We start from the raw sequence: 24,570 nt of genomic DNA, 5'->3' as shown, positions 1-24,570 counted from the left end.
CACCTGCGATCGGCCCCGTCAGGACCCGATGCCCAGAGGGCTCTGAAGCAGCTTGTGCTCCAGCCCGACGAGGTCGCCGAAGAACTGGACCGCGCCCAACAGCCACAGCGTGGCGAACACCACCAGCGCGGTGAACACCCCACCGAGGATCTGCACGATGCTGTGTTGACGATGAAACCAGTCCATCGCCTTGTCGTAGCGCTCCTTGGCGTAGCCCAGCAGCCGTCGCGCCCACTCGAACTCGGTGGCCAAGATGCCGAGGCCGACGAACACGATTGCCCAACCCGGGCCCGGGTACGGGATGGCCAGGATGCCCAGCCCCAGGACCACGGCACCGACGACGCCCACCCCGATGCGGTACGCGAAGTTGATCGAGCGTCGATCCCGGACCCGGTCGCGCCACCGCCCGAGGCGCCGCTTCACGTCTGCGGCGTTCACGGCTGACCCGGTTTGAGTTTGACGAACAACGCCTGTGCCTCGGCCAGCACGGTGTCGCCGTCGAGCAATCGCCCCGAGACGAAGATCTTGCGGCCCTCGATCCGGTCGATCCCCGCCTGCACCTGGAACTGCTTCTCGACGTGCGCGATGTGCCGGTAGTCGACGTGCAGGAATGCCGTGCGCTGGGCCCGACTGCCGCTGAGCTTGAACGCGGTGAAACCCAGCAGTGCGTCGAACAGCTGCGCGACGCTGCCACCGTGCGCCGCACCGTTGCGGCCGAGGTGGAAGCGGCGGAACTCGGCGGTGCCTTCGATGCGCTGATCGTCGATGACGTGCACGTCGAGCGGGATCGACAACACGTTGCCGCGGTTGGGCAGGTCCAGCCGTCGGCCAGAGGGCGAAGACCATTCGTCGGCGTAGTAGGGGGCGAGCAGCTGCGAGACCTTCTCGATCTGGTCGGCGGCTTCGCTGATCACATCGTCGGGGGCATCGGCTGCGCGGGCATGATCCTGCAACGTGCGGACCGCTTCGATGAAACGCCCGTAGTCGGGTCCACCGCTATCGGTGGCCACCGGCGGGTTGAAGCCACCACCGGGCGGCCGCTCAGAGCTCACCCGTCCACCGTATTGCCTCGCTCAGTCGCCGGCGGCTCCGGCTTTGCTCAATGTCTCGAACTCGTCGTCGGACAACTCGATCTCGGCGGCGGCGACGTTCTCCTCCAGATGGGGCACCTTGGAGGTGCCGGGGATCGGCAGCATCACCGGCGAGCGTTTGAGCAGCCACGCCAGCGCCAACTGCGAGGCCGTGGCGTGATGATCGGCGGCGATGCGCTGCAGTGGCCCGTCGGGCGCGGCCAACGGCCCGGCGGCCAGCGGAAACCACGGGATGAACCCGATGTCGCGGGGTTCGCACGCATCGAGCACCGGTTCGGCGGAGCGCACGCTGAGGTTGTACATGTTCTGCACGGTGACGATCGGGGCCACCGTCTGCGCGGCCTCGAGCTGGTCGACGGTGACCTCGGACAGGCCGATATGGCGGATCTTGCCCTCCTGCTGCAGCCTAAGCAGTTCGCCGACCTGGTCCTCGGCGGGGAACTTGGTGTCGATGCGGTGCAGCTGGAACAGGTCGATGGTCTCGACGCCGAGGCGGCGCAGGCTCATCTCGCACTCCTGGCGCAGGTACTCCGGGTAGCCGAGCACCGGCCACACGTCTGGCCCGGTGCGCAGCAGCCCGGCCTTGGTCGCGACGACGACACCGTCGTAGGGATGCAGCGCCTCGCGGATCAGCTCCTCGGAGACGTAGGGGCCGTACGAGTTGGCGGTGTCGATGAAGTTGACCCCGAGGTCGACGGCGCGTCGCAGGACCCGCAGACACTCGTCGCGGTCCTGGGGAGGACCCCAGACTCCCTTGCCGGTCAGCCGCATCGCGCCGAAGCCGAGACGGTTGACCGTCAGGTCGCCGATGGTGAAAGTGCCGGACGCCTGTGCGACGGGAGTGGTCATGTCACCGACCGTACGCCGACGATGGCAAGGTAGCGCGGGTGAGGCTCAGCGATCTCGCCGCGCTCCCGCTGACGTATCCCGAGGTGGGTGCCACTGCCGGCACACTGCCGCCCGGTTACCACCACGTGCACAAGACGGCGGTCATCGGCCACGGCCGCGACCGCTTCGACGAAGCCGCGGCGGCCGGCATGCGCTGGGGCATGCTGCGCGGCGCAGGGGTGCGAGTCGAGGCGACGACGGAGGTCGCCGAGGTCGGCTCGGAGGTCCTCGTGCACCTCGGCCCGGTCGCGGCCCCGTGTCGCGTCGTCTACGTGGTCGACGACCGCCACGCCCGCGGATTCGCTTACGGCACCTTGCCCGGTCACGCGGAGTCGGGCGAAGAGCTGTTCCTGGTCCGCTACGACCCGGCTTCCGACGAAGTCTCGGCCGTGGTGACGGCGTTCTCCCGGCATGCGACCTGGTGGAGTCGCCTCGGGTCGCCCGTGACGTCGCTGGTCCAGCGCGTGGTCACCGACCGGTATCTCAGGGCGCTGTAGCGCGCGGATCCGCGGTGCCGATGAAAATGCACTGGCGGCGGCTTTCGTCACCGATAATTACGAGCTGTCGGCAGGTCGATCTTGAACTTGCCCGCGTAATCTGGACGACGGTGAAGGACTCCGAATGGTGATGGCGAACAGACCCGACGAACGCGAAGATGCGCACCTGCGCATCGCCGAACTGGTGCGCGGGCTCTACAGCCGACCCGATGCAGACACCGTGATCGCAGAGTTGGCCGAACATGCGGCCGTCGAGATCCCCGGGGCCCGGTACGCCGGTATCACGATCACCCGCAAGCCCAAGAGCGTCGAGACGCCTGCGGCCACGCACATGTACCCGATGCTGTTGGACAAGATTCAGCAGCGCCACCAGGAGGGTCCGTGCCTGACCGCGGCGTGGGACAAGAAGGTCGTCTATGTCGCCGATCTCCACACCGACGACCGTTTCCCGCTCTATCGCCGGGATGCCCTGGCGGAGACGCCAATTCGCTCGATCATGGCGTTCCAGTTGTTCATCGAGGGCGAGACAATGGGCGCGCTCAACGTCTATTCCGAGGAACCCGACGCCTTCGGCGAGGACTCCAGGAGCCTGGGACTGGTGTTCGCCGCGCATTCGTCGGTGGCCTGGAACGCCGCGCGCCGCGACGAACAGTTCAGGCAGGCCCTGGCCAGCCGCGACACCATCGGACAGGCCAAGGGCATGATGATGGAACGCTACGGCGTCGACGCCGTGCAGGCCTTCGATCTGCTCCGCAAGCTGTCGCAGGACTCCAATGTGCCGCTGCTCAAGATCGCCAAGGAGATCGTGGACAAGTCGCGTCCTTGAACGCGAAGTCCCGTTACCGTGCGATCACCCGGGGAACCTCAGGATTCGCCGGTTCCACCCGCGGCCGCGGCACCTCAATGTTGTTCTCCTGCACCAGAACCGGGTCTCCGACCTTGACGTGGTCGAAGTACCACTCGGCGTCTGCAGGACTGAGGCTGATGCATCCGTGGCTGACGTTCTCGTGGCCCAGCGAGTTGATCGCCCACGGTGCCGAATGCACGAAGATACCACGTCTGGTGAGCCGTACAGCCCATTCCACGTCGAGCAGGTAGCCGTCGTCCGCGGTCACGGGGATGCCGACGCTGCTCGAATCCATCTTCACTTCGCGTTCCTTGGCCAACACGGGGAACGTCCCCACCGGCGTCGGGTATTCGGGCCTTCCCATCGAGGCCGGAAAGACCCCGGGCTCACCGAAGAAGGGCCGGTGGTGCGGCGAAGGCAGTTTGTCGGGTGGAACCCCGTCGACCGTGACCGTGAAGGTGTGGTCGGCGATATTGGCAACGCCGACAACTGCGGCGCCGGTGGCGATGTTCGTCTTGAAGCCGCCGACAGACAGCGCAATTGTGCTGTGGGCGGGCCAGAATTCGTCGGGCGCCCAATGGACGGTCTTGGCGTCGAGCCACTCGAACGTGCCCGTCATCGGGGGCGTCGAGGTGATGTCGAGCAACCGCTCGGCCGCATCCCTGTCGACGACGGAGTGCTTGAACGTCACGATCACGGGATGTGCGATCCCCACGACCTGCCCCTCGGCAGGCAATATGGAGGCGATGGCACTTCTCACCGCCTGGCTAGCGGCCGCCGCACCTTCGCCGGCCGGCCCAACGACCACACTGGTAGCGACGACAACGGCGGCGAGAACACACCGAAGTACAGCACGCAATCTTGGTGCCTCCCTTGAAATTACAACGATGTCAATAATGGTAGGGCAGCCGGAGCGCTTTAAGACCAAGAGCGCATAGGCAATTCGATTAAGTCTCCGTCACGGTTCGGCCACAGCGGTCTACCGGCGGAAACCACGTCAGATTTATTGGCCGCCAATGAATTTGGCCCGGCAGCGAGACTTGCTCGCCGCCGGGCCAAACCGGAGGGACTATCCTCGGTGGGTCGTCAGGTCACCGGCCCTGGCGGAGTGGGCTGACCCGGGACGGGCGCTCCGGGCGCCGGCGGACGGGATGGGTCTCCCTTGCCCTTTCCGGCCAGTCCACCCATCTCCGTGAGCGGAGCGCCGACCACTGCGGGAGCGCCGCCCACGATCGGAGCTCCGGCCACCGGCGGAACCAGTGGCGGGGGCACAAGCGGTGGCACCAGCGGCGGCGGTACCAGAGGCGGCACCAGGGGCGGAGGCACGACGGGAGGCACCAAAGGCGGCGCGATAGGAGGCGGGCCGGGAAGTGCCATCGGCACGCCGGCCATATCTGTCAGCGGAGCACATACGGGCGCCCCGGGTGCGCCGGCAGGTGCGCCGCCCTTCGATGGGACACATTCATATCCCCCGGCCAAGGCAGTCGGGCTCAGTGCGGGGGCCACCCCAATGGCCGCACCTATGAGTCCAGCCCCCACAGCTGCCGCGATGTTGACTCCTCTAAAGGTCGTCATCGACGTTGATCCCTCCACTCACGCTCACACTTTCGTTCAACCGAGGCAGCACACCTTGCATGCCGTACCGAGGTCGCGTCCATACGACCGCGTTAATATCAGCAGGCGGTTGTCAAGGACGCGCCACGCCGCACCGCGCCGTTTCCAAATGGTGACCGCTTCGGCATGGTAGAGCCGCATTTGAGATCGGCCGCGGCCTCGATCTCCGGTCTCACCTGCGGTTCTGCCGCGCCTCCCGTCGTCGCTCAGATAACGGTCAGCGAATGCATTCAAAGGGGCATCGGTGTTTCGGGCGTGTTGACCACGGGCATCACTGTCGCGACACGTCAAGACAAGTCAGAGGTTGGTATGTGATGACGGTGGAATCCAGACCTGGCGCCGACGCGTCGGTCGGCGAGTTGATGAGCCAGTTGTCGACGCAGACATCGCGGTTGATCCGTGACGAAATGCGGTTGGCGCAGAAGGAATTTCAGGAATCGGCCCGGCATGCCGGGATCGGCGCGGGCTTGTTCAGCGTGGCGGGCCTGCTGGCCTTTTTCGGCGGGGCGACGTTGATCGCGGCGGGGGTGGCGGCGTTGTCTCTCGTGTTGCCGGTTTGGGCCGCGGCGCTGATCGTCGCGGCAGTGCTGTTCGTGATCGCGGGCATCGCGGCTCTGGTGGGACGCGGCCAGGCTCGGGAGGTCACACCGGCGGCGCCGAAGACCGTCGAGACGGTGAAAGCAGACATCCAAGAACTGAAGGACGCCCGGTCATGAGCGCACCGAATCCACGCCCCGAGCCCGGACCGGACGCGGGCGTCGACGACATCGAGGCCGACATCGAGCAGACCCGCCAGGAGCTCGGCGAGACGGTCGAGGCGCTGCAGGCCAAGTTGGATGTGAAGACGCGCGCCAAGGAGAAGGTCGACGAGACCAAGGAGAACGCCAAGGACAAGGCGGTCGAGACCAAGGAACGCGTCGTCGAGAAGGCGGACACGCTCCGGCATACCGCCACCGACAATCCGAAGCAGACGGTGCCGATCGCAGCGATCGTCGCCGTGCTCGCCGTTGTCGGGATCATCGTGTGGCGACGCAGGCGCTAGGCCGGCCGCTACGAACCGAAGCGGAAGCGACGGCCAGTGACGCGTCGCGGAAGCACGCGGATGTAGTGGTCCTTGGCGTGCGCGGTCCAGGGCAGTAATTGCGCCCGCTCGGCCTCCGCACGGTCGTCGTCGTCGTGCACGGTCCGCGCGACGCCCCGCACGATGACGCTCCATCCTTCGCCGACGTTGTGATCGTCGGCTTCGAAGAGCACGTCGCGATTGACCGCTGTGCTCACCAGCTTGGTGCCCTGCGCGGTGCGAAACAGGAGCGTCTTGCGCTGGACGACGAAGTTCACCGGAAAGATCTCGGGAATCCCATCAGCGCTGGTGACCAGGCGCCCCAACGACACACTGCCCAACAGGTTCCAGCATTCGCTTTCCGGAAGGATCTCGCCGGGCGGTTTCTCTTCAGACATGACGACCTGCGAACCGCGAAGTGATCACCAGGGGCATGAGTTGAGTCTAGGGAGACGGGGCGCAACGCGCGCTAGTGAAGGGGTGGTCCCGGCTGGGTTCGAACCAGCGACCTTCCGCGTGTGAGGCGGACGCTCTCCCACTGAGCTACGAGACCGGAGAGTCGACCGAATGGCCGAACGACGTCGAAGACTAGCACGATCGAGGGCCGCGTCCCGAATCCGCCCGACAGGTATCCACGGCGCCGGCTTCCTCATTTCAGGCGGTCGAAGCGGCATGTCGGGCTACGGTCACGCGATGGCCGATATGCGGAGTTGGGTCTTGTTGGTCACCTGCGGTGCGGTGCTGACGGTGGTCGCCGGCTGCGGCGAATCACCACCCGCCGAAGTGGCGCCGGCGCCAAGCCCGAACCAGAACAAGGTGGTGGCCAAGCCTGGGGCTTCGTCGTCGACGCCTTCGCTTGCGCCGGTGCGCGAGGTCACCGAGTTGACCGGCTTCATCTCGCCGTCGGGGAACGTCGGCTGCATGATCGACACCGATTTTGTTCGCTGCGACATTATCGACCGGCAGTGGTCTCCCCCGCCGCGGCCTGCCGACTGCGAGTTCGACTACGGCCAGGGCATCTCACTGGCGCGTGGTGAGCGGCCCGAGTTCGTCTGCGCGGGCGACACGGCGTTCGGCGCCGACGAGGAACTTGCGTACGGCGAAGCGATCCGCGCGGGCGCGCTGCAATGCGAGAGTGCCGAGGCGGGGGTCACATGCCGCGACGACGGTTCCGGGCGCGGATTCTTCGTTTCACGCCAGTCGTACCAGCTGTTTTGAGATGTGAACGGGCAGAGACGCACCGGCGAACGTCGGGATTTGTGCAGCTACACTTTGGTGGACTATCGTCGTCCTTCGCGACGGGCGACGAGTCGTTCGTGGCGCGCGGATGTAGCGCAGTTGGTAGCGCATCACCTTGCCAAGGTGAGGGTCGCGGGTTCGAATCCCGTCATCCGCTCGAAGGTGCAGTGGCATCAACCCCAGCGGTGGAGTGGCCGAGTGGTGAGGCAACGGCCTGCAAAGCCGTGCACACGGGTTCGATTCCCGTCTCCACCTCTACGAAGGTTCGGCGCGATTAGCTCAGCGGGAGAGCGCTTCCCTGACACGGAAGAGGTCACTGGTTCAATCCCAGTATCGCGCACCAGAGTTTGTACAGGTCAGGCCCGATTTTCCCGGGTCTTCGCCGCTTTCGCCTCACTTCCGTGCGACTGAGCGGCGCCATCTGGGACGAGCAACTTCGCTGGCCCCTCCGCGCACTGCAGCTGCTAGGACCGCGCGGAGACGACAGAGTGTAGGCCGGCGGACGGTACGAGCACGGACATCTCCATCGGTCGTATCGCTGCAGCGGGAACGCCAGGGGAAACCCTGTTTCCCCGAGCTGGCGAGCGGTCCACCCTGATCACATGTTGATTTGGACGAAAATGGCAGTGACGTTGCTCCTCGCCGGGCTCACACTGGTGCTGTCGGGGTGCATTACATTCCCTCCAGGAACCTTCTGCACGGCGCCCTTCGGTTGCGGTTAGGCCAACCCAAGACCGTAGTGACACTGTCGGTATAGCTGCGGACGTTCACGCCACCCGAGGACATCTACTTCATGCCGACGGCGCAGGCTCCCTCGCCAGGTTTCAGTGCGCTGCCGTTCTCTTTCCGGCATGCGCCTCGCTGACGCAGGCGATATATTTGCCCCCGACTCGATAACCTGCACCAGGGGGCTCTCGCATGAAGCGATTACTCACTGGTCCCAATGCAGCCCAATCCCCTTCCACACCGCCTGAAGACCCCGGCCGCAGCATGGCAGGCCATGGCGCGGTGAGTCGATCGGCCACCGCCCACGCGGTCAGTGATAGCACGCTCGACTGGCCAGCCTTTCGAACGGCACCCCTTGCGAGTGAGGACAATCCGACGGCTCAAGCCGGTCCCGGCAACAACACCGGAAGGGCGGCTGCCGCAGGGGCAGCCTTGATGGGCATGCGTGCAGTGAATTCCGGGTACTACCGACTTGCTTCGGCGGCCGACCACCTCGTAACTAGACACTTCTGCAGCCCGCCACTGCGCTGCCGACGATCAGTTGACCTATGAAGAAGCATTAGCCAGGAAGGAATCCGCACATGAAGAAAATCGCCATCGTCACCGGAGGGATGGCCGTCACCGGTCTCATCGCAGCCGCGCCGGCGTCCGCCGAACCGGGCCAAGTGAGCTGCTCACCATGTGCCTTCACCACCACTGGAAACAGCTATGTTGGCGAGCTCGTCGGAGGCTGGGCCGCGGCGCCCGGTCAGATTCTCGAGGGCTGGGCCTCGGCACCCGGTGAACTCGTCCAGGGCTGGGCCGAAGCACCGGGCAAGCTCGTCCGAGGATGGGCCGAAGCGCCCGGAAAGCTCGTCCAGGGCTGGGCCGAGGCACCCGGAAAGCTGGTGTCAGGGTGGGCCTCTATCCCCAGCAAGCTCGGGCCGCAAAGCTGGGAAAGCAACAACCCAGATGAGGGCGAGGAAACTGAGGCGACGGCTCCCGCGCCTTCGGCCGACTCGTCGGACACCGAGTAACCGAAGACTTCCGGATATCAGCTTTACCTCGATCTTCGGGCGCGCCGCTGCCACATCGGGTCACGACGACCCGCTTGGTGCTGTCGCCGACTCAGCTCAAATGCACACCGGCGCTACGCCATCCGTAACACAGATGCAGCTCGACGTCGTCAGTGGGATGAAGGTCAGCACTAGGACTATCGCGAGTTTCTTCACCATGCGCTCGTTCCCTGGTAGAAGTCTTCGTCAAGATTGCCCGGCCCGAAGAGTGTCGTCGTGAAGCCGACGGGCTGCGGCTCCTAGCAGATCGCCGAATAGCGATGTGCCCCATCGCCGTTCTGACGTGACCGGCGTCGCGACACCGATGGCCTGCTGCCGCACTGGGCAGGGACCGACGACAGCGCCTGAAGCCGCGGTTCATTGCGGCAGACGTGCCAAGGTCTACGGCGCATCCCCGAAACGCACACGTGCGCAACGCAGACGGCGGCCCGAAAGCAGATTCGGTTCAGCTTCGACCAAGATCTGACTACCGGAACTGCCGTCATGTGCCGCCGGTCGGCCGGGAGCACGCTCCGCTCCGAACCGGAGCCTTGGCCTGGCCGGGCGGTCAGCATCGATGCCATCGCGTCAGTGCGAGGGCGTCGGCGGCCGAATTACGTTTTCGGAAGACGCAAACCGGCTAGATCCATGTCCACGCCGGCGGACCGTGGCTTATCCGACGCCGATGGCGACCAGCGAGAAGATCGGCGTGCATCCCGTCGCCGTCAGTGCAACCACGCCGAGCGCTGACGCAACGCTGACCTTCCGGAGGAACCCCGACATTTGATACTCCCATCGTGTCGTGTTACCCCCCATAGATCGTGATGCTACACAGAAATTGACGTCATCGGCAGTTGCAAGTTCGTCGTATCTCTTTTTGCTGAATGTGCATGCGCCCGTTCGATTTCGCTGGCGTCCACTCGGGTCCATGATTAGCCGATCAAGACAGGTAGTGGCATCCCATGCTGCTGGCTAAAGGCCCGCGTCCGCAATTCATGCGGGCAGTCTCGAAGCAAATTTCGCTGATATCAGTTGTACTGCAATGCTATTGAGGCACACAATCGAATTCGACGACCCTTCGCCCCACGAAGCGACCAGCAAGCGCTGAAATCGGTGGTTGACACATCCGCCGCCGAGTGTCAACCGTCCGCGAGGCCCCGCAGACACGTTCGCCCAGCTTTCATCGAACTCGTAGAAATTTGCGAAAACTGCACGTTCACGCACGAAACTTGCGCAACAGCTGTCACAGAACCGGAACAAAGGCTTGGTTACACCACTCGAAACATCGGGATGAGGCGCCACGCGTGGGCACACCCGCACACGCCCCACGCGACCGCCGAACCGCAGCGTTAGTCCGGTTCCACGCCGTAGCCGCCACGGAGGTCTTTATGGGCGGCTTTCAACGTCTGCTTGCAGAGTTCCACCAGTGCTTCGACGTCAAGCTCCGACTCGTCACCGAGCCTTTTGAGCCATGCGCCTTCTTCTTCTTTGAGCTCGTCCCACTTGCGCTCCGCATAGATCGCTTGTTCGTCGGTCGGCGCCAGGTCGCCTGCCGTCTGGACGAGTCGCCTCTTGCAGGCATCCAACTGAGCCAAAGAGTAGCCGTGCTCACGGAACTGGCGGTCCCACTCGTCGAGCATCAACTCCGTGAGGTCACGAACCGGTTCCGCGGCGTAAATCATCAACTCAGCTATTCCGTCATCCATACCCAGCCGAACACGGAACTCGTACAGTTGTCTGATCGCCTCGGCCCGCCGCTGGCTGAGGCTGTGTTCGGTGCCAGCGAGCTGTTCGGCTCCGCGCTTGAGGTGCAGGGTCGCTGAGATCAAACGCTTCAACGCAGCCTTCTTGTCCTCACCAGCCCGCTTCTCGTAGTCGAGGACGAGAGCGTGATCTCGTTCTTCTTTCTTGGTCCTCGCGTCGATGCGCTTGGTCCAGATCGCCACGGCCGCAGTGGATGTCACAGAGGCGAACGGCACCAACGTGCTCGTCACCGTGGTGGCCCAACTCATGTCGGTCAGTCTGCCCGACTGCCCGGATCACAGGGAAGGTTTCGACCTATCGTCGCTATCCGACCAGCACCTCAGCGGCGTCGCTACACCATGGCGGTGACGAATGACAGCAGCGCGAGTACCAGGACGATGATCCCCACCAGGACGCAAAAGGCGCCGGCCGCGGTCAACTTCTGGGGCCGCCTTGCGTCCTCATTCAGGATGTCTCCGACCGACGTCTTCATCCGCGCGAACAGGTCGCTCCATGAGACGCGCCGCAGACCCTCCCGGGTGGCCGCCGGCTCGCGGCCAGGCTCGTCGGGAACCGTGCCGACGCCGTTGCCGTAGAGCACCACGCCGAACAGGATCAAAACAGCTGCCGAAACCAGTAGCACCACCGCGATTGCAATCACTTGCCCCGTTCCTCACCGAGTCGAAAATCGTTCCAAGCCGAACTGCCCTCCGCGCCGACATGCGCATGACGTGAAGCCGCTTGTAAGCGCATGTCAATGAGGCTTCCCGGTAATCGCGCAGTTGAATCCGCGACGTCAGGACTTCGCCGCACCTGGGCAGCAGGCTTTCGACACGCCGCCGCCGCACGGGCTACACAGGCGAGAACACCCCCGCGCCCTCCACAATCGCCGGTTCTGCGTGCAGTGATGGGAAAAGGGTCAGCCGCCGCGTCGCACCTACTACGCTTTGCGGAGACCGACCGGTCCTGACATCGAGGGTGGGACATGATTCGCCAACTGCTCGCCGCCGCCGCGATCGCCGGCGCCGCCATCTGTGCGGCCCCGCTCGCTTCCGCTGATGACACCGACTACCCCGACACTCCAGGCCGCTACGCCTCCGACGTGCCGGGCATGAACTACGACGCCCACCTCACTGGGCCGTGCTTCAACCTCGAGCGGTTCACCTTCGGGCGCGGACCAGGCGGCGAAGTTCTGCAGTGCCGCTGGATCGAGAACCAGTGGCCGCCGATCCCGACCAACCAGGGATTCTGGCAAGCCTCGTACGAACTGTTCGGCGTCCAAGACGTCGGAGCGCCCTGCCCCAAGCCTCAAGCCGCCGCCCAGACGCCCGACGGCCGCCCGATGCTCTGCCTCGGCGCACGCGGATGGCAGCCCGGCTTCTTCACCCGCGAAGGCTTCTTCCCGAGATAACCGTCAGGCCCGCAACGTCTCGCTCGGCGGAGTCCCGTAAGTGCGTTTGTACACGCCGCTGAACCGGCCTGCGTGAGTGAATCCCCACCGTCCCGCGATCGCCATCACGGTGTCGCTGCGCGGGTCCGCTGTTTGCAGTTCGCGGTGGGCTCGGTCGAGTCGCACGCGCCGGAGATACTCCAGCGGCGTGGTGCCCAGATGTCGCCGGAACGCGTACTGCACCGAGCGTGGCGTCACATTGACGGCAGTGGCAATATCCCTGAGTGTTATTTCCCTGTGGGCGTTCTCGTTGATGAACGTGACCGCGCGCCGCAGCAGGGCGGACTGAACGCGAGCGGGGTCCACGTGGTTGCGCATAGCAACTGGCGAATACCCCGACCGCTATGACCGAAACGACTTCCGCGACGTTTCACATTCGGGGCATGATTTGCTGATGACCGATCGCATCGAAGTCCAGCGGACCATCGCCGCACCCGCACCCGATATCTTCGCCGTGCTGACCGATCCCCAGGGGCATGTGGCAATCGACGCGAGCGGCATGCTGCAGGACGCCGAAGGCGAACCGGTTCGCGCCGCCGGAGACAGCTTCGTCGTGCACATGGACCGCGAAGCGCTCAACGACTTCCCCATGGGCAAGTACGACGTCACCGTCTCGATCCGCGACTACGAACAGGACAGCGTGATCTCCTGGACGATCCTGGGCCGGATCCGCCCGCAGATCGGTCATGTCTACGGCTACCGCCTCGAACCCGCCGACGACGGCACGCTCGTGACGTCGTTCTACGACTGGTCCGACATCGACCAGCACTGGCGCGACGCGGGGATCTTCCCCGTCATTTCCGAAAGCGCGTTGCGCGCGACGCTGGGCATCCTCGACCGCACGGTCCGACGCGGATATCCGCGATCGTCAACCAACGGTTGACGCACAATCGGCCGTCAACCTAGGGTTGACGCCATGACGCAGCCCGCCAAGATCACCAACCCGGTCCGGCTCGACGACCTCATCGACGTCATCAAGACCGTGCACTCCGAACCCCTTGACCAGCTCACCGACGCGGTGCTGGCCGCGGAGTCACTCGGCGAGATCGCCGATCACCTGATCGGCCATTTCGTCGATCAGGCCCGCCGCTCGGGAGCGTCGTGGACCGACATCGGCAAGTGCATGGGCGTCACCAAACAGGCCGCGCAGAAGCGCTTCGCCCCCAAGACACCCACCGACGCCGATCTTCTCGACCCCAATGCGGGCTTCGGTCGGTTCACCCCCCGCGCCCGCAACGTCGTCGTCGAGGCCCAGAACATCGCACACGCGGCCGGCAATCCCGAGATCGGGTCGGATCATCTCCTGCTGGCGTTGTCCAAGGATCCCGACGGACTGGCCGCCAAGCTGCTCGCCGGCCAGGGCGTCGGCTCGGACGCGGTGTCGCAGGTGGTGTCGTTGCCGTCGCCGGCCGACGGGGAGCTTCCCACGCTGATCCCGTTCGGCAGCGCCGCCAAAAAGGTGCTCGAGCTGACGTTCCGTCAAGCACTTCGCCTGGGGCACAACTACGTCGGGACCGAGCACATCCTGCTGGCCCTGTGGGAAGCCGAGGCCGACGACGGGCCGCTGCACCGCGCCGGTGTCGACAAGGACCGCTTCGAAAGCGAACTCCTCGACGCTCTGCAGGTGTTCACCAAGGACTGATCTCACACCTGCCCACCCTTCGACGTCTACATGATGTGAGGGTGCGACCGTTCGAAGACGTGGTGGCCGAGCACGGCCCGACCGTGCTGCGGGTCTGCCGCGCGGTCGTCGGTCCCGTCGACGCCGAGGACGCCTGGTCGGAGACGTTCTTATCCGCGTTGCGCGCCTACCCGCAGTTGCCGGCCGACGCCAATGTCGAGGCGTGGCTCGTCACGATCGCGCACCGGCGCGCCCTCGACGCCGGCCGCGCGCGCTCCCGCAGACCCACGCCCACCGACTCGATGCCGGAACGGCCGGCACCGGGGGCGGACCCCGCCTCCCGCGACCCCGACCTGTGGGATGCGCTGTCTCGGCTGCCCGCCAAGCAGCGCCAGGCCGTGGCCTACCACCACATCGCAGGCCTGCCGTTCGCCGAGATCGCCGGGCTGCTCCGCAACTCCCCCGACGCCGCCCGCCGCGCCGCGGCCGACGGCGTCAAGACCCTGCGCAAGATCTACCGTGAGGAAAGCCGATGACTACCAACCTTTTCGATGAACTGAGCCCCGATACCGCAACGCTCGACCGGTTGCACCGACAGCTGGAACGCGCCGCCGACGACCAGGGCGTGCTCGACGTCGCCTACCGCATGATCGACAGCCCCGTGGGCCCGCTCCTGCTGGCGGCCACCACCGTCGGACTGGTCCGCGTCGCCTTTGATATCGAGGGCCACGACGCGGTGCTCACCCGGCTGGCGGAGGTCGTCAGTCCGCGTGTCCTGCAAGCACCCGCCCGACTCGACACCGTCGCCCGCCAACTCGACGAGTACTTCGCCAAGAAACGCACCGCGTTCGAGGTGCCAATCGACCTACGGCTGGCCGCGGGCTTCCGCCTCAGTGTGATCGAACATCTCCGCGACATCGGCTACGGACAACGCGCGAGCTATGCGAGCGTCGCCGCCGCCGTCGGCAACCCCCGCGCCGTGCGGGCGGTGGGAAGCGCGTGCGCCCGCAATCCCCTGCCGGTGGTGATTCCCTGCCATCGCGTCGTGCGCTCGGACGGGACGTCCGGACAGTACGTCGGCGGCCCGCAGGCGAAGTCGACGCTGCTGAGCCTCGAGGCCGCCTGAGGTCTCGCCCGTGGTCCTGCCTGGAAGCATCTGTAACAGGTTTCAGTCTGTGCGATCATTCGGAGATGCGTCGCTGGTTCGTGCTCCTCGTGGTCGCCGTGGCGACTGCCGCCGGGATCGTCGCTGCGCCCGCATCGGCGGTGACCGCCCCGATCGGCAGGCTCGGCGACACCTTGCAAGTGAAGTTCAAGGGTCTGGTCGCCGACATCACCGTGCACAGCGTCGATCCGTCGCCGATCCCGCCCGGGTTCGGCTATGCCCCACGCCCCCCGCGTCAGCAGGTCTGGCGAGCCTGGGTGACCGTGCATTCCGTCCAGGTGCCGACGCCGTACGCGCAGTCGATCACCTACAGCTTCCGCGGTGTGACGCCGACCGGCGACAGCTACGAACCACGCAACACCGACGCTCCGGATGCGCTGCAACCTCAGCTGGGGAACGCACCGGCCGGGTCCACGGTCAGTGGCGCGGTGTTCTGGGATTGCTACCGCGACCTGGTGTCCAACGTGGTGCTGCTCGACAAGATCACCGGCGAGCACCTGGCTCAGTGGAACGTGTAGTCGCCGTTGGGCATTGACGTCACGGGGGCCGTCGACGCCGACCTGCCCGAACTCGCCGACGTCGCCGCCCGCACGTTTCCGCTCGCCTGTCCCCCGGCGGTGACTCCCGACAACATCGCAGCGTTCGTCGAGGAGAACCTGTCGCAATCGCGCTTCCGCGACTACCTCGTCGACCCCGACCGCGTGGTGCTCGTCGCGCGCACCGGCGCGTCAATCACCGGCTACGCCATGCTGATTCGGGGTGTGCCCGACGACCCCGACGTCCAGCGCGCGGTCGAGCCCCGCCCGGCGGTCGAGGTGTCGAAGATCTATGTGCTGCCCGAGCACCACGGCTCCGGGGTGGCGACCGCGCTGATGTCCGAGGCGGTGCGCAAGGCCGACGAACTGGGCGCCGCCGCGGTGTGGCTGGGCGTCAACCAGCAGAACCAGCGCGCGCAGCGGTTCTACGCCAAGCACGGATTTTCGGTCAGCGGCACGAAGACCTTCCGGTTGGGCGCGGCCGTCGAGAACGACTACGTGATGGTGCGGCCGTTTTAGCGGGGCCGAGTGTGGGCTCGACGCACGTGCCGGCCGCGAAAGGCGTGCGGGTAACCCACGTTCGCGATCAAAGGGGCTCCCGCGACAACGCGAGCAACCGGGACGTCGCGCGCAGGTACTTCTTGCGGAACCCGCCGGCCAGCATCTCGTCGCTGAAGATGGTGTCGAGCTTGGCGCCCGACGCCACGACCGGAATCCCCGCGTCGTACAGCCGGTCGGTCAGCGACACCAGGCGCAGGGCCACATTCTGGTCGTCGACCGTGTGCACGCCGGTGAGGAAGACCGTCGCGACACCTTCGATCAACGTCAGGTACCGCGACGGGTGCATGGTCGCCAGATGCGCGCACAGTGCGTCGAAGTCGTCGAGCGTCGCCCCCGGTGACCGCGCGGCGCGCTCGCGGACCTCGGCGTCTGCAAGCGGTTCGGGAGCGGGCGGCAGATCCCGGTGGCGATAGTCCGGCCCGTCGATGCGCACCGTCTCGAAAATGGCTGCCAGCGTGTTGATCTCACGCAGAAAATCCTGGGCCGCGAACCGCCCCTCCCCCAGTTGCTCGGGCAGCGTGTTCGACGTGGCGGCCACCGACACCCCGCGCTCGACAAGCTGTGAGAGCAGCCGCGAAATCAGCGTCGTGTTGCCCGGGTCGTCGAGTTCGAACTCGTCGATGCAGACCACGACGTAGTCGGCCAGCAATTCGATGCACTCGGCGAATCCGAAAACGCTTGCCAGTTGAGTCAATTCGCCGAAGGTGGCGAACGCCTTCGGTCCCGGTAACCGGTAGTACGACGAAGCCAGCAGGTGCGTCTTGCCGACGCCGAAGCCCCCGTCCAGATACAGCCCGACACCAGGCAACACTTCACGGCGGCCGAACAGCTTCTTCTTACCCGCGCGGCGCTGCTGTGCCTGATCGCAGAACCGCAGGCATGACTGCACCGCCGCGGCCTGGGACGGTTCGGCGGGATCGGGGATGTAGGTGTCGAAACTGACGTCGGAGAACGTGGGTGGCGGCGCAAGTTGGGCGATCAATCGGTCCGGAGTGACGGCGGGGTGGCGGTCGACGAGATGCTGCACCGCTTCGGACCCGTCCATGCACGCACCCTATCGACGTGCTGCAATCATCTTCATGCCCGATACCGCCCCTGCGGCGCAGTTCACAGTGCTCGGGCCCGACGGCGCACCGATCAACGGCACCGACGGGCGGCTCAGCGACTTCTATGCCTACCCGGCCGACCTGGGCAGGTGCTGGGTGCGCGGCAACATGATCGCCAGCATCGACGGCGGAGCGACCGCCAGCGGCAAGACCGCGGCGCTCGGAGCGGCCGGCGACCGCAGCGTCTTCGAGCAGATGCGCTACGCCGCCGACGTCATCCTCGTCGGTGCAGCCACCGTGCGCACCGAGAACTACTCCGGCGCGCAGGTACCCGTCCCGCAGCGGGGGGCCCGCCAGGCGCGCGGCCAGGCAGAAGTGCCGCCGATCGCCGTCATCACAAGATCCGGCGACCTCGACCCCGGCGCCCGGTTCTTCACCCGCACCGACGTGCCGCCGCTGATCCTGACCTGCTCTGCGGCCTGCGACGCCACCCGCAGACGCCTCGGCGGGGTGGCCGAGGTGATCGACGCCTCGGGCCCCCGGCGCGACGAAGTTGACGCAGCGACCGCGCTGCAGGCGCTGGCCGAACGCAAGTTGTTGCGGGTGCTCTCCGAGGGCGGCCCGCTGATCCTGAGCCTGCTCATCGAGAACGACCTGCTCGACGAGCTGTGCCTGACGGTGGCCCCGTTCCTGGTCGGCGGCAAGGCACCCCGCATCGCTTCCGGCCCTGGCGAGGTGCTGACGCGGATGCGCCCGGCGCATGTGCTGAGCGACGACGACGGCTATCTCTACACCCGTTACGTGCGGCTCGACTGAACCGCGCATCAGTACTGTGGTCGGCATGCATCGGCGTGGTCAGCTGGTTCGGCTTCTCAGCCTGGCGGCCGTGGTGGCGTTCGTCGCGGCGTGCGCGCCGGGGCTGGCGGCCAATCCCCGCTTCGCCACCGACTCCGGGGCTGGGCCTCAGGGCGAGCCGCAGACGGCCCAAGCCGCTGACGGCCCGCCGGCCATCGAAGCACCCAAAAACGACCTGGCCTGGCGCGACTGCACGTCGCGGGTGTTCAGCGACGCGGCCCTGCCCTACGTGCCGGGTGTGACGCTGGACTGCGCCACCTACGACGCCGACCTCGACCCGATCAACGGTGCGTCGGGCTCGGTCAGCATCGGTGTGGTGCGCGCCCGCGGACCGCAGACCCCCCAGGACGCCGGCCCCGTGGTGATGACGACCGGGTCGGACCTGCCGTCGTCGCTGCAGCTGCCGGTGTGGCTGTCGCGCGCGGGCACCGACGTGCTCAACAGCCACCCGATCGTCGCCGTCGACCGCCGCGGCATGGGCATGTCCGGGGCGCTGGACTGCCGCGACCTGTTCGATCGCCAGGAAATGCTCGACCAGGCGCAGTTCCAGTCCGGCGACGACCCGGTGGCAAACCTGGGCGCCATCGTGCAGACCGCGACGACAAGCTGCACCGACACCATCGCCCCCGGTGATTCGGCCTACGACAACTCCCACGCCGCCGAGGACATCGAGCGGCTGCGCAGCACCTGGGATGTGCCCACCCTCGCACTGCTGGGCGTCGGGAACGGCGCGCAGGTGGCGCTCGCGTACGCCGGGTCGCATCCCAACAAGGTCGCGCGCCTGGTGCTCGATTCTCCTCTGCCGCTGGGCATTGCCGCCGAAGCCGCGATGGAGCAGCGGGTCAAGGGCGAGCAGGCCGCGCTGGACGCCTGGGCCGCCCAGTGCGCCGCGACCAACTGCGCGCTGGGCCCGGATCCGAAGGGCGCGGTGGACGCGCTGCTGTCGGCCGCACGCCAGGGCCGTGGACCCAACGGCGCCGCCGTTGCGACCGTGGCCAACGCGATCTCGACCGCGCTGGCCTACCCCCGCGGGGACCGCATCGAGTCGAGCAATGCGCTGGCAAGCGCGATCGCGGCCGCGCAGTCGGGTGATCCCGCGCCGTTCACCGATCTGATCGCGCGGGCGGAGAGCCTGCGTAACACCGACGGCCAGTTCGTCAACGGCTGCAGTGACTCGCTGAACCGGCCCACTCCGAACCGGGTGCGCGAATTAGTCGTGGCCTGGAACAAGTTGTATCCGCAGTTCGGCACGGTGGGCGCGCTGAACCTGGTCGATTGCCTGAACTGGCCCAGCGGTGCGACACCCCAGCAGCCCGAGAACCTCAAGATTCCCGTTCTGCTGCTCGGCACCCAGAACGACCCGATCGTCGGCAACGAGGGCGTCGCCGCGGTTGCCGCCACGGTGATCAACGCCGGGTCGGCCAACAGGCGGGTGATGTGGCAGGGCATCGGGCACGGCGCCGCGATCTATTCACCGTGCGCGCTGCCGCCGGTCCTGGGTTACCTCGATAGCGGCAACCTGCCCGACACCGATACGTTCTGCCCTGCCTGACGCCTGACCTCGACTGCGGTCGGGTACCGTGCGGTCGTGCGCGATCTTGTGGCCAGTTCGTTGACGACGCCCTTCCGGCCCCGGACCTCCCCACCCAGCGTTGCGTCGGTGTTGAAGGTGATCCTGTGGCCGCTGGCGATCCTGTTCATCATCCACCGCAGCTACGTGCTGGCGACCAACGGCTACATCACCGACGACTACGGACCCGTCTACCGGGCGGTCGTCAATTTCAAGATGGGCTGGGACATCTACAACGAGCACTTCAACCACGTCGACCCGCACTATCTGTATCCGCCGGGCGGGACGTTGTTGATGGCGCCGTTTGGCTACCTGCCCGTCGACGCATCGCGGTACTGGTTCATCACGTTCAACACGATCGCGATCGTGTTGGCCGCCTACTTTCTGGTGCGGCTGTTCGGTTACGGCTTCCGCTCGGTCGCTCTGCCCGCCCTGCTGGCCGCGATGTTCTGCACCGAAAGCGTGATCAACACACTGGTTTTCGGCAACATCAACGGGTGCATCCTGCTGGCCGAGGTGCTGTTCTTCCGCTGGCTGCTGGACGGTAAGCGCAACCACCAATGGCTGGCAGGTGCGGCGATCGGATTGACGTTGGTGGTCAAACCGCTTCTGGCGCCACTGCTGTTGCTGCCGCTCCTAAACCGCCAGTGGCGCGCGGTGGTCGCCGCCATCGCGGTGCCGCTGGTCTTCAACGCCGCTGCATGGCCGTTGATCAGCGACCCGATGAGCTTCTTCACGCGGACAGTGCCTTACATCCTCACGACCCGCGACTACTTCAACAGCTCGATTGCCGGTAACGGCATCTACTACGGCCTGCCTACGTGGCTGATCCTGTTGTTGCGCATCGCATTTGCGGTGATCGCCGTGATCTCGCTGTGGCTGCTGTACAAGTACTACCGCACCCGGGACCCGCTGTTCTGGATGACGACATCGTCCGGCGTGCTGCTGATCACCTCGTTCTTGGTGCTGTCGCTCGGCCAGGGCTACTACTCGATGATGCTGTTCCCGTTCCTGATGACGGTGGTGCTACCGAACTCGGTGCTGCGCAATTGGCCCGCCTGGCTGGCGATCTACGGGTTCATGAGTGCCGACCGCTGGCTGCTCGGACACTGGCCCACGACCGGGCGGTTCCTCGAGTACATGAAGTTCACCTACGGGTGGGGGCTGATGCTCGTGGTCGTCTTCTCTGTGCTGTACTTCCGCTATCTGGACGCCAAGGCAGAGGGCCGACTCGACGACGGGATCGACCCGACGTGGCTGAAGGAGCCGCGGCCGGCCGAGCGCGACAGTGCGGGAGAACCGGCGAGACCCGTCGCGCCGCCGATCAGCTGATGTTGACGGCTCCGACAGTATTTGCCAAAGCAAGTTCATGCCGCACGCTGTCGCGCTTATAACCAGTGCTGATGCGCTCCTGATCTCGTACGATTGATTCGCTCACGGGATCGACTGGGGAGGCGCAATATGCCGACAATCCCGGTGGATCCGCAATCCATCACCCCCGAATGGCTCAGCGAGGTCCTGCAGGCCGAGGTCCGAGTGTGCAAGCTCGAGCAGTTCGGGATCGGCGTCGGGTTGCTCGGCCGCCTTTATCGGGTCCACCTTGACGGCAGCCCCGACGTGCCGCCGACGGTCGTGGTCAAGCTCCCGACGCTGGACACGATCGCGAGGACCAACCTGTGCGAGGACCTCGAGTTCTACCGACGAGAAGTCCGGTTCTACCGAGAAATCGGCGTCGCTAATCCGCTGCCGCCGGCCCGGCCATACTTCACGGCCTTCGACGAATCATCCCACGATTTCGTGTTGGTCCTCGAAGATCTTGCTCGTCTCCGAAACGTCGACCAACTCGTCGGCTGTTCGGTCGCCGACGCCGAAACCGTCATCGACGCCATCGCCCGGCACCACGCCTACTGGTGGGAAAACGATCGTCTCGCGTCGCTGCCATGGCTGAAACCGCACACCACCCCGCCGTTTCCCGAGGTGATCATCAGCAATTTCCACGCCGCATGGCCAAGATGTGTGGAGCGCCTGGGCTCGGACCTGGCGCCGACCACCCGTGACTACGGCAACCGATTCCCGGCGCTGATGCCGTGGCTCCTCGACGAGATCTCGCGGGAGCCCCACACTTTCCTGCACGGCGACCTTCGGCTCGACCAGGTGTTCTTCGCCACCGGCGCCGGTGACCCGCCGGTGACGGTGCTGGACTGGCAAGTCAGCAGTAAAGGCCGGGGCGCCTACGACGTCGGCTACTTCTTGAGCCAAAGCCTCACGCCCGACACGCGCCGCAGCTGTGAGGAAGAATTGCTGGCTCGCTATCGCGAGCGCCTCGCCGAGCACGGAATCGACTACCCCACAGCTGAACTGAGACGAGATTACCGGATTGCCACCGCATGGTGCTTCATCTATCCCGTCGCGGCGGAGGGCCGAATCAAAGTCGTCAACGACCGCAATCGACGTCTGGTCCGCACGATGTTCACCCGTGCCGTGGCCGCCCTCGAGGACCACGACGCGTTCTCGCTGAGTCCGGACTGACCATGGCTGAGAGCCGCCGCACCTGCGCCTCCTGCGGGACGACGAACGAAGAGGACGCGCGCTTCTGCGAGGGCTGCGGCGGATCATTGGCGCGTGTGTGCGCGACGTGCGGCCTGGAGGCACGGGCGACCGCGCGCTACTGCCGCGGCTGCGGCGCTCCGCTCGAAGGACAGACCGCCCCAGCGGACCTGCCAGGGGCGGGTCCGGCGCGCAAGACCGTGACCGTGATGTTCGCCGATCTGGCCGGGTCGACCACCTTCGAGGAGCGGGTCGATGCGGAGACGGCCCGCGATGTGATCGCCAGATACCACGAACTGCTGCGGTCGACCGCCCAGCGACACCGGGCGGGTGTCACCAAGTACATCGGTGACGGGTTCATGGCCGTCTGGGGTGTCCCCGAGATCGGTCCCGAAGACGCCGTCAGCGCCGTCGATGCCGCGGTCGAGCTTCAGGAACGATTTATCGGCTTGGCCGCCCAGGTCACCGAGACACACGGCACGGAATTGGCGCTGCGTGTCGCCGTCAACACGGGCGAGGTTGTCGTCGGGGCGGGCGACGCCGACTTGGTGGGCGACGCATTGAACGTCGGAGCCCGCCTCGAGGCCGAATGTCCGCGTGGGCGCGTCGTCGTCGGCGAGGAGACCTGGCGGGCGACGCGAAGTCGACACGGCTATGAGTCACTCGGCCGTATGCAGGTGAAAGGCCGTAACGCGCCCGTAGCGGTATACCAGTGGCTCGGACGGCAATTGGACACAGCGGATACCGTTCCGTTTGTCGGCCGATCGCAGGAGGTGCAGCGGCTCCGAAGTGTGCTCGCCGACGCGATTTCGGCGCGTGCGGCTCGGCTGGTGACCGTCACCGGCGATCCCGGCGTCGGCAAGAGTCGACTAGCCACGGAATTCATTGGCGCTCTGGATAGTGCCCGCGTGATCCAGTCGCGATGCGCGGTCGACGGAACTGTCGCGCTTGCACCGATCGTCGAGATGTTGCGTTCTCGCGACCTCGCAACCGATATCCCGGCGGGGGTTTCGGAGGGGGACCGCCTCCTGCGCGTACTCAACGGGCTGGCCACCGGCGTAGCCGGCTCGGTCGAGGAGAACTTCTGGGCATTGCGCAGATTCGTCGAGGTGCTGGCAGGCAGCGGTCCGGTCGTGTTCGTGCTCGATGACATCCAGTGGGCCGACAGCTTGCTGCTCGACTTCATCGAGCATCTCGTCGAGTGGATCAAGGAAGTGCCGGTACTTGTCCTGGCTCTGGCACGACCCGAGCTGCGCGAGCTTCGTCCCGATTTCGTCGCCGCAAGCCGTTGGGTCACCGACACCATCCATCTCGATGGCCTCGACGCCGGCGCGACCGCGGAACTCGCCGCCAGGGTTCTGGGTGCCGCCGAGTTGCCTTCCGAGCTACTTCATCGGCTGCCTTCCTCCACCGGCGGCAACCCCCTGTTCGTGCGGGAACTCGTCGGAATGCTTGCCCACGACGGGGTTCTCGTCGAGCAGCCGTCCGGCTGGGAACTGACGATCGACGTCGACGCCATCACCATCCCACCGACGATTCACGCCCTGCTCGCGTCGCGACTGGAACGTCTCGACCCTGCCGACCGGCGCGTACTGGAGATCGCCTCGGTGGTGGGGAGCGACTTCTCGGTCGGTACAGTGCGCGCGCTCGCCGGTGGTCAGGCGGATGCGATCAAGATGTCGCTCAACCGACTTCGCCGTCTGGAACTCGCCCAGCCCACGGGCACCTACGTCGGGGACGAAGCTGTATGGGGATTCCATCATGTGCTGATCCGCGATGTCGCCTACCGGCGACTGTTGAAGTCGGACCGAGCGGAACTGCATGCACGCCTGGCCGATTGGGTGGCGGCGGGCGGACCCAGCGTCGCGTTCGAAGCCGACGAGATGATCGCGCGACATTTGGAAGCCGCTCACGTCTATCGTCATGAACTCGGCGAATTCACCGAGCACACGAGTGATCTGGCTTTGCGTGCCGCCCGCCATTACTCGGTTTCGGCGCGGCGGGCGCTCGACCGCGACGAGTTGATATCCGCGGGCACCCAGGCGGCACGAGGCTCGGCGCTTGCGGCGGCCGACAACGCGGTGCACGCCGAGCTCTTACTGACAGCCTGCGAAGCGTTTCTGTCCGCCGGCGACGTCACCGCCGGAGCCGGACTTGTCGACGAGCTCGAGCGTATTGCAGGAGAAGCGTTGGCTCCATGGGCGACGTGTTACCGGTGCCAGCACGGCATCTATACAGACCCTGAGCGGTTACTGGAGTACGACAGCCTCCTCCAAGGCGCGATCGACGAATTCGCGCGCCGCGCCGACGCCGCCGGGCTAGCCAAGGCGCATCGCGTACGAGCGAGCGCACGGCTGCGTCTTGGCCGGGTCGGCGACGGCGAACTCGACCTGTTCGAGGCGTTGATCGCCGCCCGCCAAAGTGGAGACCACCGGCAGATCACCGCAGCGTTGGGCGCGGCGCCGGGTGCGGCGCTGTGG

27 protein-coding genes, 4 tRNA genes and 1 pseudogene are annotated in these 24,570 nt (G+C 66.1%); 21 read left to right on the top strand and 11 right to left on the bottom strand.

The features are described 5' to 3' along the window. Positions 1–18 precede the first annotated feature (18 nt). From CEX87_RS02125 to CEX87_RS02115, 3 genes are read right to left on the bottom strand one after another with little or no spacing between them, the layout of a single operon-like run. Positions 19–438 carry a TIGR02611 family protein gene (locus CEX87_RS02125; protein ID WP_064395351.1) on the bottom strand — a complete coding sequence of 140 codons (420 nt, stop codon included), beginning with the start codon at positions 436–438 and terminating at the stop codon, positions 19–21. After that, a complete protein-coding gene (locus CEX87_RS02120; protein ID WP_064395350.1) occupies positions 435–1,052 on the bottom strand; it encodes a PaaI family thioesterase in 618 nt (205 codons plus the stop codon). Before CEX87_RS02120 ends, CEX87_RS02125 begins: the two co-directional genes overlap by 4 nt. A 21-nt stretch (positions 1,053–1,073) precedes the next feature. Next, a complete protein-coding gene (locus CEX87_RS02115; RefSeq protein WP_094285748.1) occupies positions 1,074–1,940 on the bottom strand; it encodes an aldo/keto reductase in 867 nt (288 codons plus the stop codon). A 38-nt stretch (positions 1,941–1,978) separates the two neighbouring features. Here CEX87_RS02115 and CEX87_RS02110 point away from each other — a divergent pair, with 38 nt between their 5' ends. Then, positions 1,979–2,476 (top strand): DUF1990 family protein, encoded by a 498-nt coding sequence (locus tag CEX87_RS02110; RefSeq protein WP_094285746.1) that lies wholly within the window; start codon positions 1,979–1,981, stop codon positions 2,474–2,476. Positions 2,477–2,606: 130 nt separating this feature from the next. Further along, a complete protein-coding gene (locus tag CEX87_RS02105) occupies positions 2,607–3,302 on the top strand; it encodes a GAF and ANTAR domain-containing protein (protein WP_064395613.1) in 696 nt (231 codons plus the stop codon). A 13-nt stretch (positions 3,303–3,315) separates the two neighbouring features. Here CEX87_RS02105 and CEX87_RS02100 read toward each other — a convergent pair whose 3' ends face one another. Continuing rightward, the gene (locus CEX87_RS02100; RefSeq protein ID WP_064426004.1) at positions 3,316–4,182 is read right to left on the bottom strand and encodes a L,D-transpeptidase; all 867 of its coding nucleotides are present in this window, start codon (positions 4,180–4,182) and stop codon (positions 3,316–3,318) included. Between the two features lie 1,069 nt (positions 4,183–5,251). Here CEX87_RS02100 and CEX87_RS02090 point away from each other — a divergent pair. Together CEX87_RS02090 and CEX87_RS02085 are read left to right on the top strand one after the other, a co-directional pair. Further along, a complete protein-coding gene (locus CEX87_RS02090) occupies positions 5,252–5,653 on the top strand; it encodes a phage holin family protein (protein WP_198957136.1) in 402 nt (133 codons plus the stop codon). After that, the gene (locus tag CEX87_RS02085; RefSeq protein ID WP_094285738.1) at positions 5,650–5,979 is read left to right on the top strand and encodes a DUF3618 domain-containing protein; all 330 of its coding nucleotides are present in this window, start codon (positions 5,650–5,652) and stop codon (positions 5,977–5,979) included. Before CEX87_RS02090 ends, CEX87_RS02085 begins: the two co-directional genes overlap by 4 nt. Before the next feature lie 8 nt (positions 5,980–5,987). On the opposite strand, the gene CEX87_RS02080 is transcribed toward CEX87_RS02085, so the two are convergent. Then, a complete protein-coding gene (locus CEX87_RS02080) occupies positions 5,988–6,395 on the bottom strand; it encodes a pyridoxamine 5'-phosphate oxidase family protein (protein WP_064395344.1) in 408 nt (135 codons plus the stop codon). An 83-nt stretch (positions 6,396–6,478) separates the two neighbouring features. Next, a tRNA-Val gene (locus CEX87_RS02075) sits at positions 6,479–6,550 on the bottom strand. 140 nt (positions 6,551–6,690) lie between these two features. Here CEX87_RS02075 and CEX87_RS02065 point away from each other — a divergent pair. From CEX87_RS02065 to CEX87_RS02045, 5 genes are all read left to right on the top strand, one after another. Further along, positions 6,691–7,215 (top strand): DUF6636 domain-containing protein, encoded by a 525-nt coding sequence (locus CEX87_RS02065; protein WP_233151222.1) that lies wholly within the window; start codon positions 6,691–6,693, stop codon positions 7,213–7,215. A 105-nt stretch (positions 7,216–7,320) separates the two neighbouring features. After that, positions 7,321–7,393: transfer RNA gene (locus CEX87_RS02060), tRNA-Gly, on the top strand. 27 nt (positions 7,394–7,420) lie between these two features. Further along, positions 7,421–7,491 (top strand) — tRNA-Cys (locus CEX87_RS02055). Positions 7,492–7,504: 13 nt separating this feature from the next. Beyond that, a tRNA-Val gene (locus tag CEX87_RS02050) sits at positions 7,505–7,579 on the top strand. A 964-nt stretch (positions 7,580–8,543) separates the two neighbouring features. Then, positions 8,544–8,978, top strand: a complete 435-nt coding sequence (locus tag CEX87_RS02045; protein ID WP_094285736.1) for a hypothetical protein — start codon at positions 8,544–8,546, stop codon at positions 8,976–8,978. A gap of 1,367 nt (positions 8,979–10,345) precedes the next feature. On the opposite strand, the gene CEX87_RS02040 is transcribed toward CEX87_RS02045, so the two are convergent. Both CEX87_RS02040 and CEX87_RS02035 read right to left on the bottom strand, forming a co-directional pair. After that, positions 10,346–10,942, bottom strand: coding sequence for a hypothetical protein (locus CEX87_RS02040; protein ID WP_233151220.1), 597 nt, complete (start codon positions 10,940–10,942; stop codon positions 10,346–10,348). Between the two features lie 149 nt (positions 10,943–11,091). Then, entirely contained in the window at positions 11,092–11,400 is a 309-nt protein-coding gene (locus CEX87_RS02035) for a hypothetical protein (RefSeq protein ID WP_064395339.1), read from the bottom strand. A 324-nt stretch (positions 11,401–11,724) separates the two neighbouring features. On the opposite strand from CEX87_RS02035, the gene CEX87_RS02030 reads away from it, so the two are divergent. Next, positions 11,725–12,150, top strand: coding sequence for a hypothetical protein (locus CEX87_RS02030; protein WP_064417037.1), 426 nt, complete (start codon positions 11,725–11,727; stop codon positions 12,148–12,150). A 3-nt stretch (positions 12,151–12,153) separates the two neighbouring features. On the opposite strand, the gene CEX87_RS02025 is transcribed toward CEX87_RS02030, so the two are convergent. Beyond that, entirely contained in the window at positions 12,154–12,507 is a 354-nt protein-coding gene (locus CEX87_RS02025) for a helix-turn-helix transcriptional regulator (protein ID WP_094285732.1), read from the bottom strand. 76 nt (positions 12,508–12,583) lie between these two features. Between CEX87_RS02025 and CEX87_RS02020 the strand changes: the two genes are divergently transcribed. The 6 genes from CEX87_RS02020 (at position 12,584) to CEX87_RS01995 (ending at position 16,030) form a co-directional block, all read left to right on the top strand. Further along, the gene (locus tag CEX87_RS02020) at positions 12,584–13,072 is read left to right on the top strand and encodes an SRPBCC family protein (RefSeq protein WP_064426007.1); all 489 of its coding nucleotides are present in this window, start codon (positions 12,584–12,586) and stop codon (positions 13,070–13,072) included. A gap of 33 nt (positions 13,073–13,105) precedes the next feature. Next, entirely contained in the window at positions 13,106–13,831 is a 726-nt protein-coding gene (locus tag CEX87_RS02015) for a Clp protease N-terminal domain-containing protein (RefSeq protein ID WP_094285730.1), read from the top strand. Between the two features lie 41 nt (positions 13,832–13,872). Beyond that, positions 13,873–14,346 (top strand): RNA polymerase sigma factor, encoded by a 474-nt coding sequence (locus tag CEX87_RS02010; protein ID WP_064417035.1) that lies wholly within the window; start codon positions 13,873–13,875, stop codon positions 14,344–14,346. After that, positions 14,343–14,936, top strand: a complete 594-nt coding sequence (locus CEX87_RS02005; protein ID WP_064395333.1) for a methylated-DNA--[protein]-cysteine S-methyltransferase — start codon at positions 14,343–14,345, stop codon at positions 14,934–14,936. The genes CEX87_RS02010 and CEX87_RS02005 overlap by 4 nt, the downstream gene beginning before the upstream one ends. A 65-nt stretch (positions 14,937–15,001) precedes the next feature. Next, positions 15,002–15,493 carry a hypothetical protein gene (locus tag CEX87_RS02000; protein WP_064395332.1) on the top strand — a complete coding sequence of 164 codons (492 nt, stop codon included), beginning with the start codon at positions 15,002–15,004 and terminating at the stop codon, positions 15,491–15,493. 6 nt (positions 15,494–15,499) lie between these two features. Then, entirely contained in the window at positions 15,500–16,030 is a 531-nt protein-coding gene (locus CEX87_RS01995) for a GNAT family N-acetyltransferase (RefSeq protein ID WP_094285728.1), read from the top strand. 67 nt (positions 16,031–16,097) lie between these two features. Here CEX87_RS01995 and zapE read toward each other — a convergent pair whose 3' ends face one another. After that, positions 16,098–17,117 (bottom strand): cell division protein ZapE, encoded by a 1,020-nt coding sequence (gene zapE, locus CEX87_RS01990; protein WP_064428444.1) that lies wholly within the window; start codon positions 17,115–17,117, stop codon positions 16,098–16,100. Between the two features lie 34 nt (positions 17,118–17,151). Between zapE and CEX87_RS01985 the strand changes: the two genes are divergently transcribed. The 5 genes and pseudogenes from CEX87_RS01985 to CEX87_RS27460 all read left to right on the top strand — a co-directional run. Continuing rightward, on the top strand, positions 17,152–17,934 hold the full coding sequence (locus CEX87_RS01985; RefSeq protein WP_094285834.1) for a pyrimidine reductase family protein: 783 nt from the start codon (positions 17,152–17,154) through the stop codon (positions 17,932–17,934). A gap of 25 nt (positions 17,935–17,959) precedes the next feature. Next, positions 17,960–19,525, top strand: a complete 1,566-nt coding sequence (locus CEX87_RS01980; RefSeq protein ID WP_094285836.1) for an alpha/beta fold hydrolase — start codon at positions 17,960–17,962, stop codon at positions 19,523–19,525. Positions 19,526–19,561: 36 nt separating this feature from the next. Continuing rightward, the gene (aftC, locus tag CEX87_RS01975) at positions 19,562–20,875 is read left to right on the top strand and encodes an arabinofuranan 3-O-arabinosyltransferase (RefSeq protein ID WP_082693875.1); all 1,314 of its coding nucleotides are present in this window, start codon (positions 19,562–19,564) and stop codon (positions 20,873–20,875) included. 129 nt (positions 20,876–21,004) lie between these two features. Next, on the top strand, positions 21,005–22,072 hold the full coding sequence (locus CEX87_RS01970; RefSeq protein ID WP_064426009.1) for an oxidoreductase family protein: 1,068 nt from the start codon (positions 21,005–21,007) through the stop codon (positions 22,070–22,072). A 2-nt stretch (positions 22,073–22,074) separates the two neighbouring features. Further along, positions 22,075–23,289 (top strand): annotated as a pseudogene (locus tag CEX87_RS27460) (AAA family ATPase); the annotation flags it as partial. 186 nt (positions 23,290–23,475) lie between these two features. Here CEX87_RS27460 and CEX87_RS27455 read toward each other — a convergent pair. Then, positions 23,476–24,072 (bottom strand): hypothetical protein, encoded by a 597-nt coding sequence (locus tag CEX87_RS27455; protein ID WP_233151245.1) that lies wholly within the window; start codon positions 24,070–24,072, stop codon positions 23,476–23,478. Between the last annotated feature and the right edge of the window lie 498 nt (positions 24,073–24,570).

Origin of the sequence: Mycobacterium lehmannii, from assembly GCF_002245535.1 — a bacterium.
GTDB classification, from domain to species: domain Bacteria; phylum Actinomycetota; class Actinomycetes; order Mycobacteriales; family Mycobacteriaceae; genus Mycobacterium; species Mycobacterium lehmannii.
Note: the sequence above shows the minus strand (reverse complement) of the source record. Positions and strands in the feature narration are given on the sequence as shown.

Excerpts from the sequence above, each read along its gene's own strand:
- CEX87_RS02115 (WP_094285748.1), bottom strand. The coding sequence starts at position 1,940 with ATGACCACTCCCGTCGCACAGGCGTCCGGCACTTTCACCATCGGCGAC.
- CEX87_RS02105 (WP_064395613.1), top strand. The coding sequence starts at position 2,607 with ATGGCGAACAGACCCGACGAACGCGAAGATGCGCACCTGCGCATCGCC.
- CEX87_RS02090 (WP_198957136.1), top strand. The coding sequence starts at position 5,252 with ATGACGGTGGAATCCAGACCTGGCGCCGACGCGTCGGTCGGCGAGTTG.
- CEX87_RS02085 (WP_094285738.1), top strand. The coding sequence starts at position 5,650 with ATGAGCGCACCGAATCCACGCCCCGAGCCCGGACCGGACGCGGGCGTC.
- CEX87_RS02080 (WP_064395344.1), bottom strand. The coding sequence starts at position 6,395 with ATGTCTGAAGAGAAACCGCCCGGCGAGATCCTTCCGGAAAGCGAATGC.
- CEX87_RS02065 (WP_233151222.1), top strand. The coding sequence starts at position 6,691 with ATGGCCGATATGCGGAGTTGGGTCTTGTTGGTCACCTGCGGTGCGGTG.
- CEX87_RS02045 (WP_094285736.1), top strand. The coding sequence starts at position 8,544 with ATGAAGAAAATCGCCATCGTCACCGGAGGGATGGCCGTCACCGGTCTC.
- CEX87_RS02030 (WP_064417037.1), top strand. The coding sequence starts at position 11,725 with ATGATTCGCCAACTGCTCGCCGCCGCCGCGATCGCCGGCGCCGCCATC.
- CEX87_RS02025 (WP_094285732.1), bottom strand. The coding sequence starts at position 12,507 with ATGCGCAACCACGTGGACCCCGCTCGCGTTCAGTCCGCCCTGCTGCGG.
- CEX87_RS02020 (WP_064426007.1), top strand. The coding sequence starts at position 12,584 with ATGACCGATCGCATCGAAGTCCAGCGGACCATCGCCGCACCCGCACCC.
- CEX87_RS02015 (WP_094285730.1), top strand. The coding sequence starts at position 13,106 with ATGACGCAGCCCGCCAAGATCACCAACCCGGTCCGGCTCGACGACCTC.
- CEX87_RS02005 (WP_064395333.1), top strand. The coding sequence starts at position 14,343 with ATGACTACCAACCTTTTCGATGAACTGAGCCCCGATACCGCAACGCTC.
- CEX87_RS02000 (WP_064395332.1), top strand. The coding sequence starts at position 15,002 with ATGCGTCGCTGGTTCGTGCTCCTCGTGGTCGCCGTGGCGACTGCCGCC.
- zapE (WP_064428444.1), bottom strand. The coding sequence starts at position 17,117 with ATGGACGGGTCCGAAGCGGTGCAGCATCTCGTCGACCGCCACCCCGCC.
- CEX87_RS01985 (WP_094285834.1), top strand. The coding sequence starts at position 17,152 with ATGCCCGATACCGCCCCTGCGGCGCAGTTCACAGTGCTCGGGCCCGAC.
- CEX87_RS01980 (WP_094285836.1), top strand. The coding sequence starts at position 17,960 with ATGCATCGGCGTGGTCAGCTGGTTCGGCTTCTCAGCCTGGCGGCCGTG.
- CEX87_RS01970 (WP_064426009.1), top strand. The coding sequence starts at position 21,005 with ATGCCGACAATCCCGGTGGATCCGCAATCCATCACCCCCGAATGGCTC.
- CEX87_RS27455 (WP_233151245.1), bottom strand. The coding sequence starts at position 24,072 with ATGGCGGGCGGCACGCAAAGCCAGATCACTCGTGTGCTCGGTGAATTC.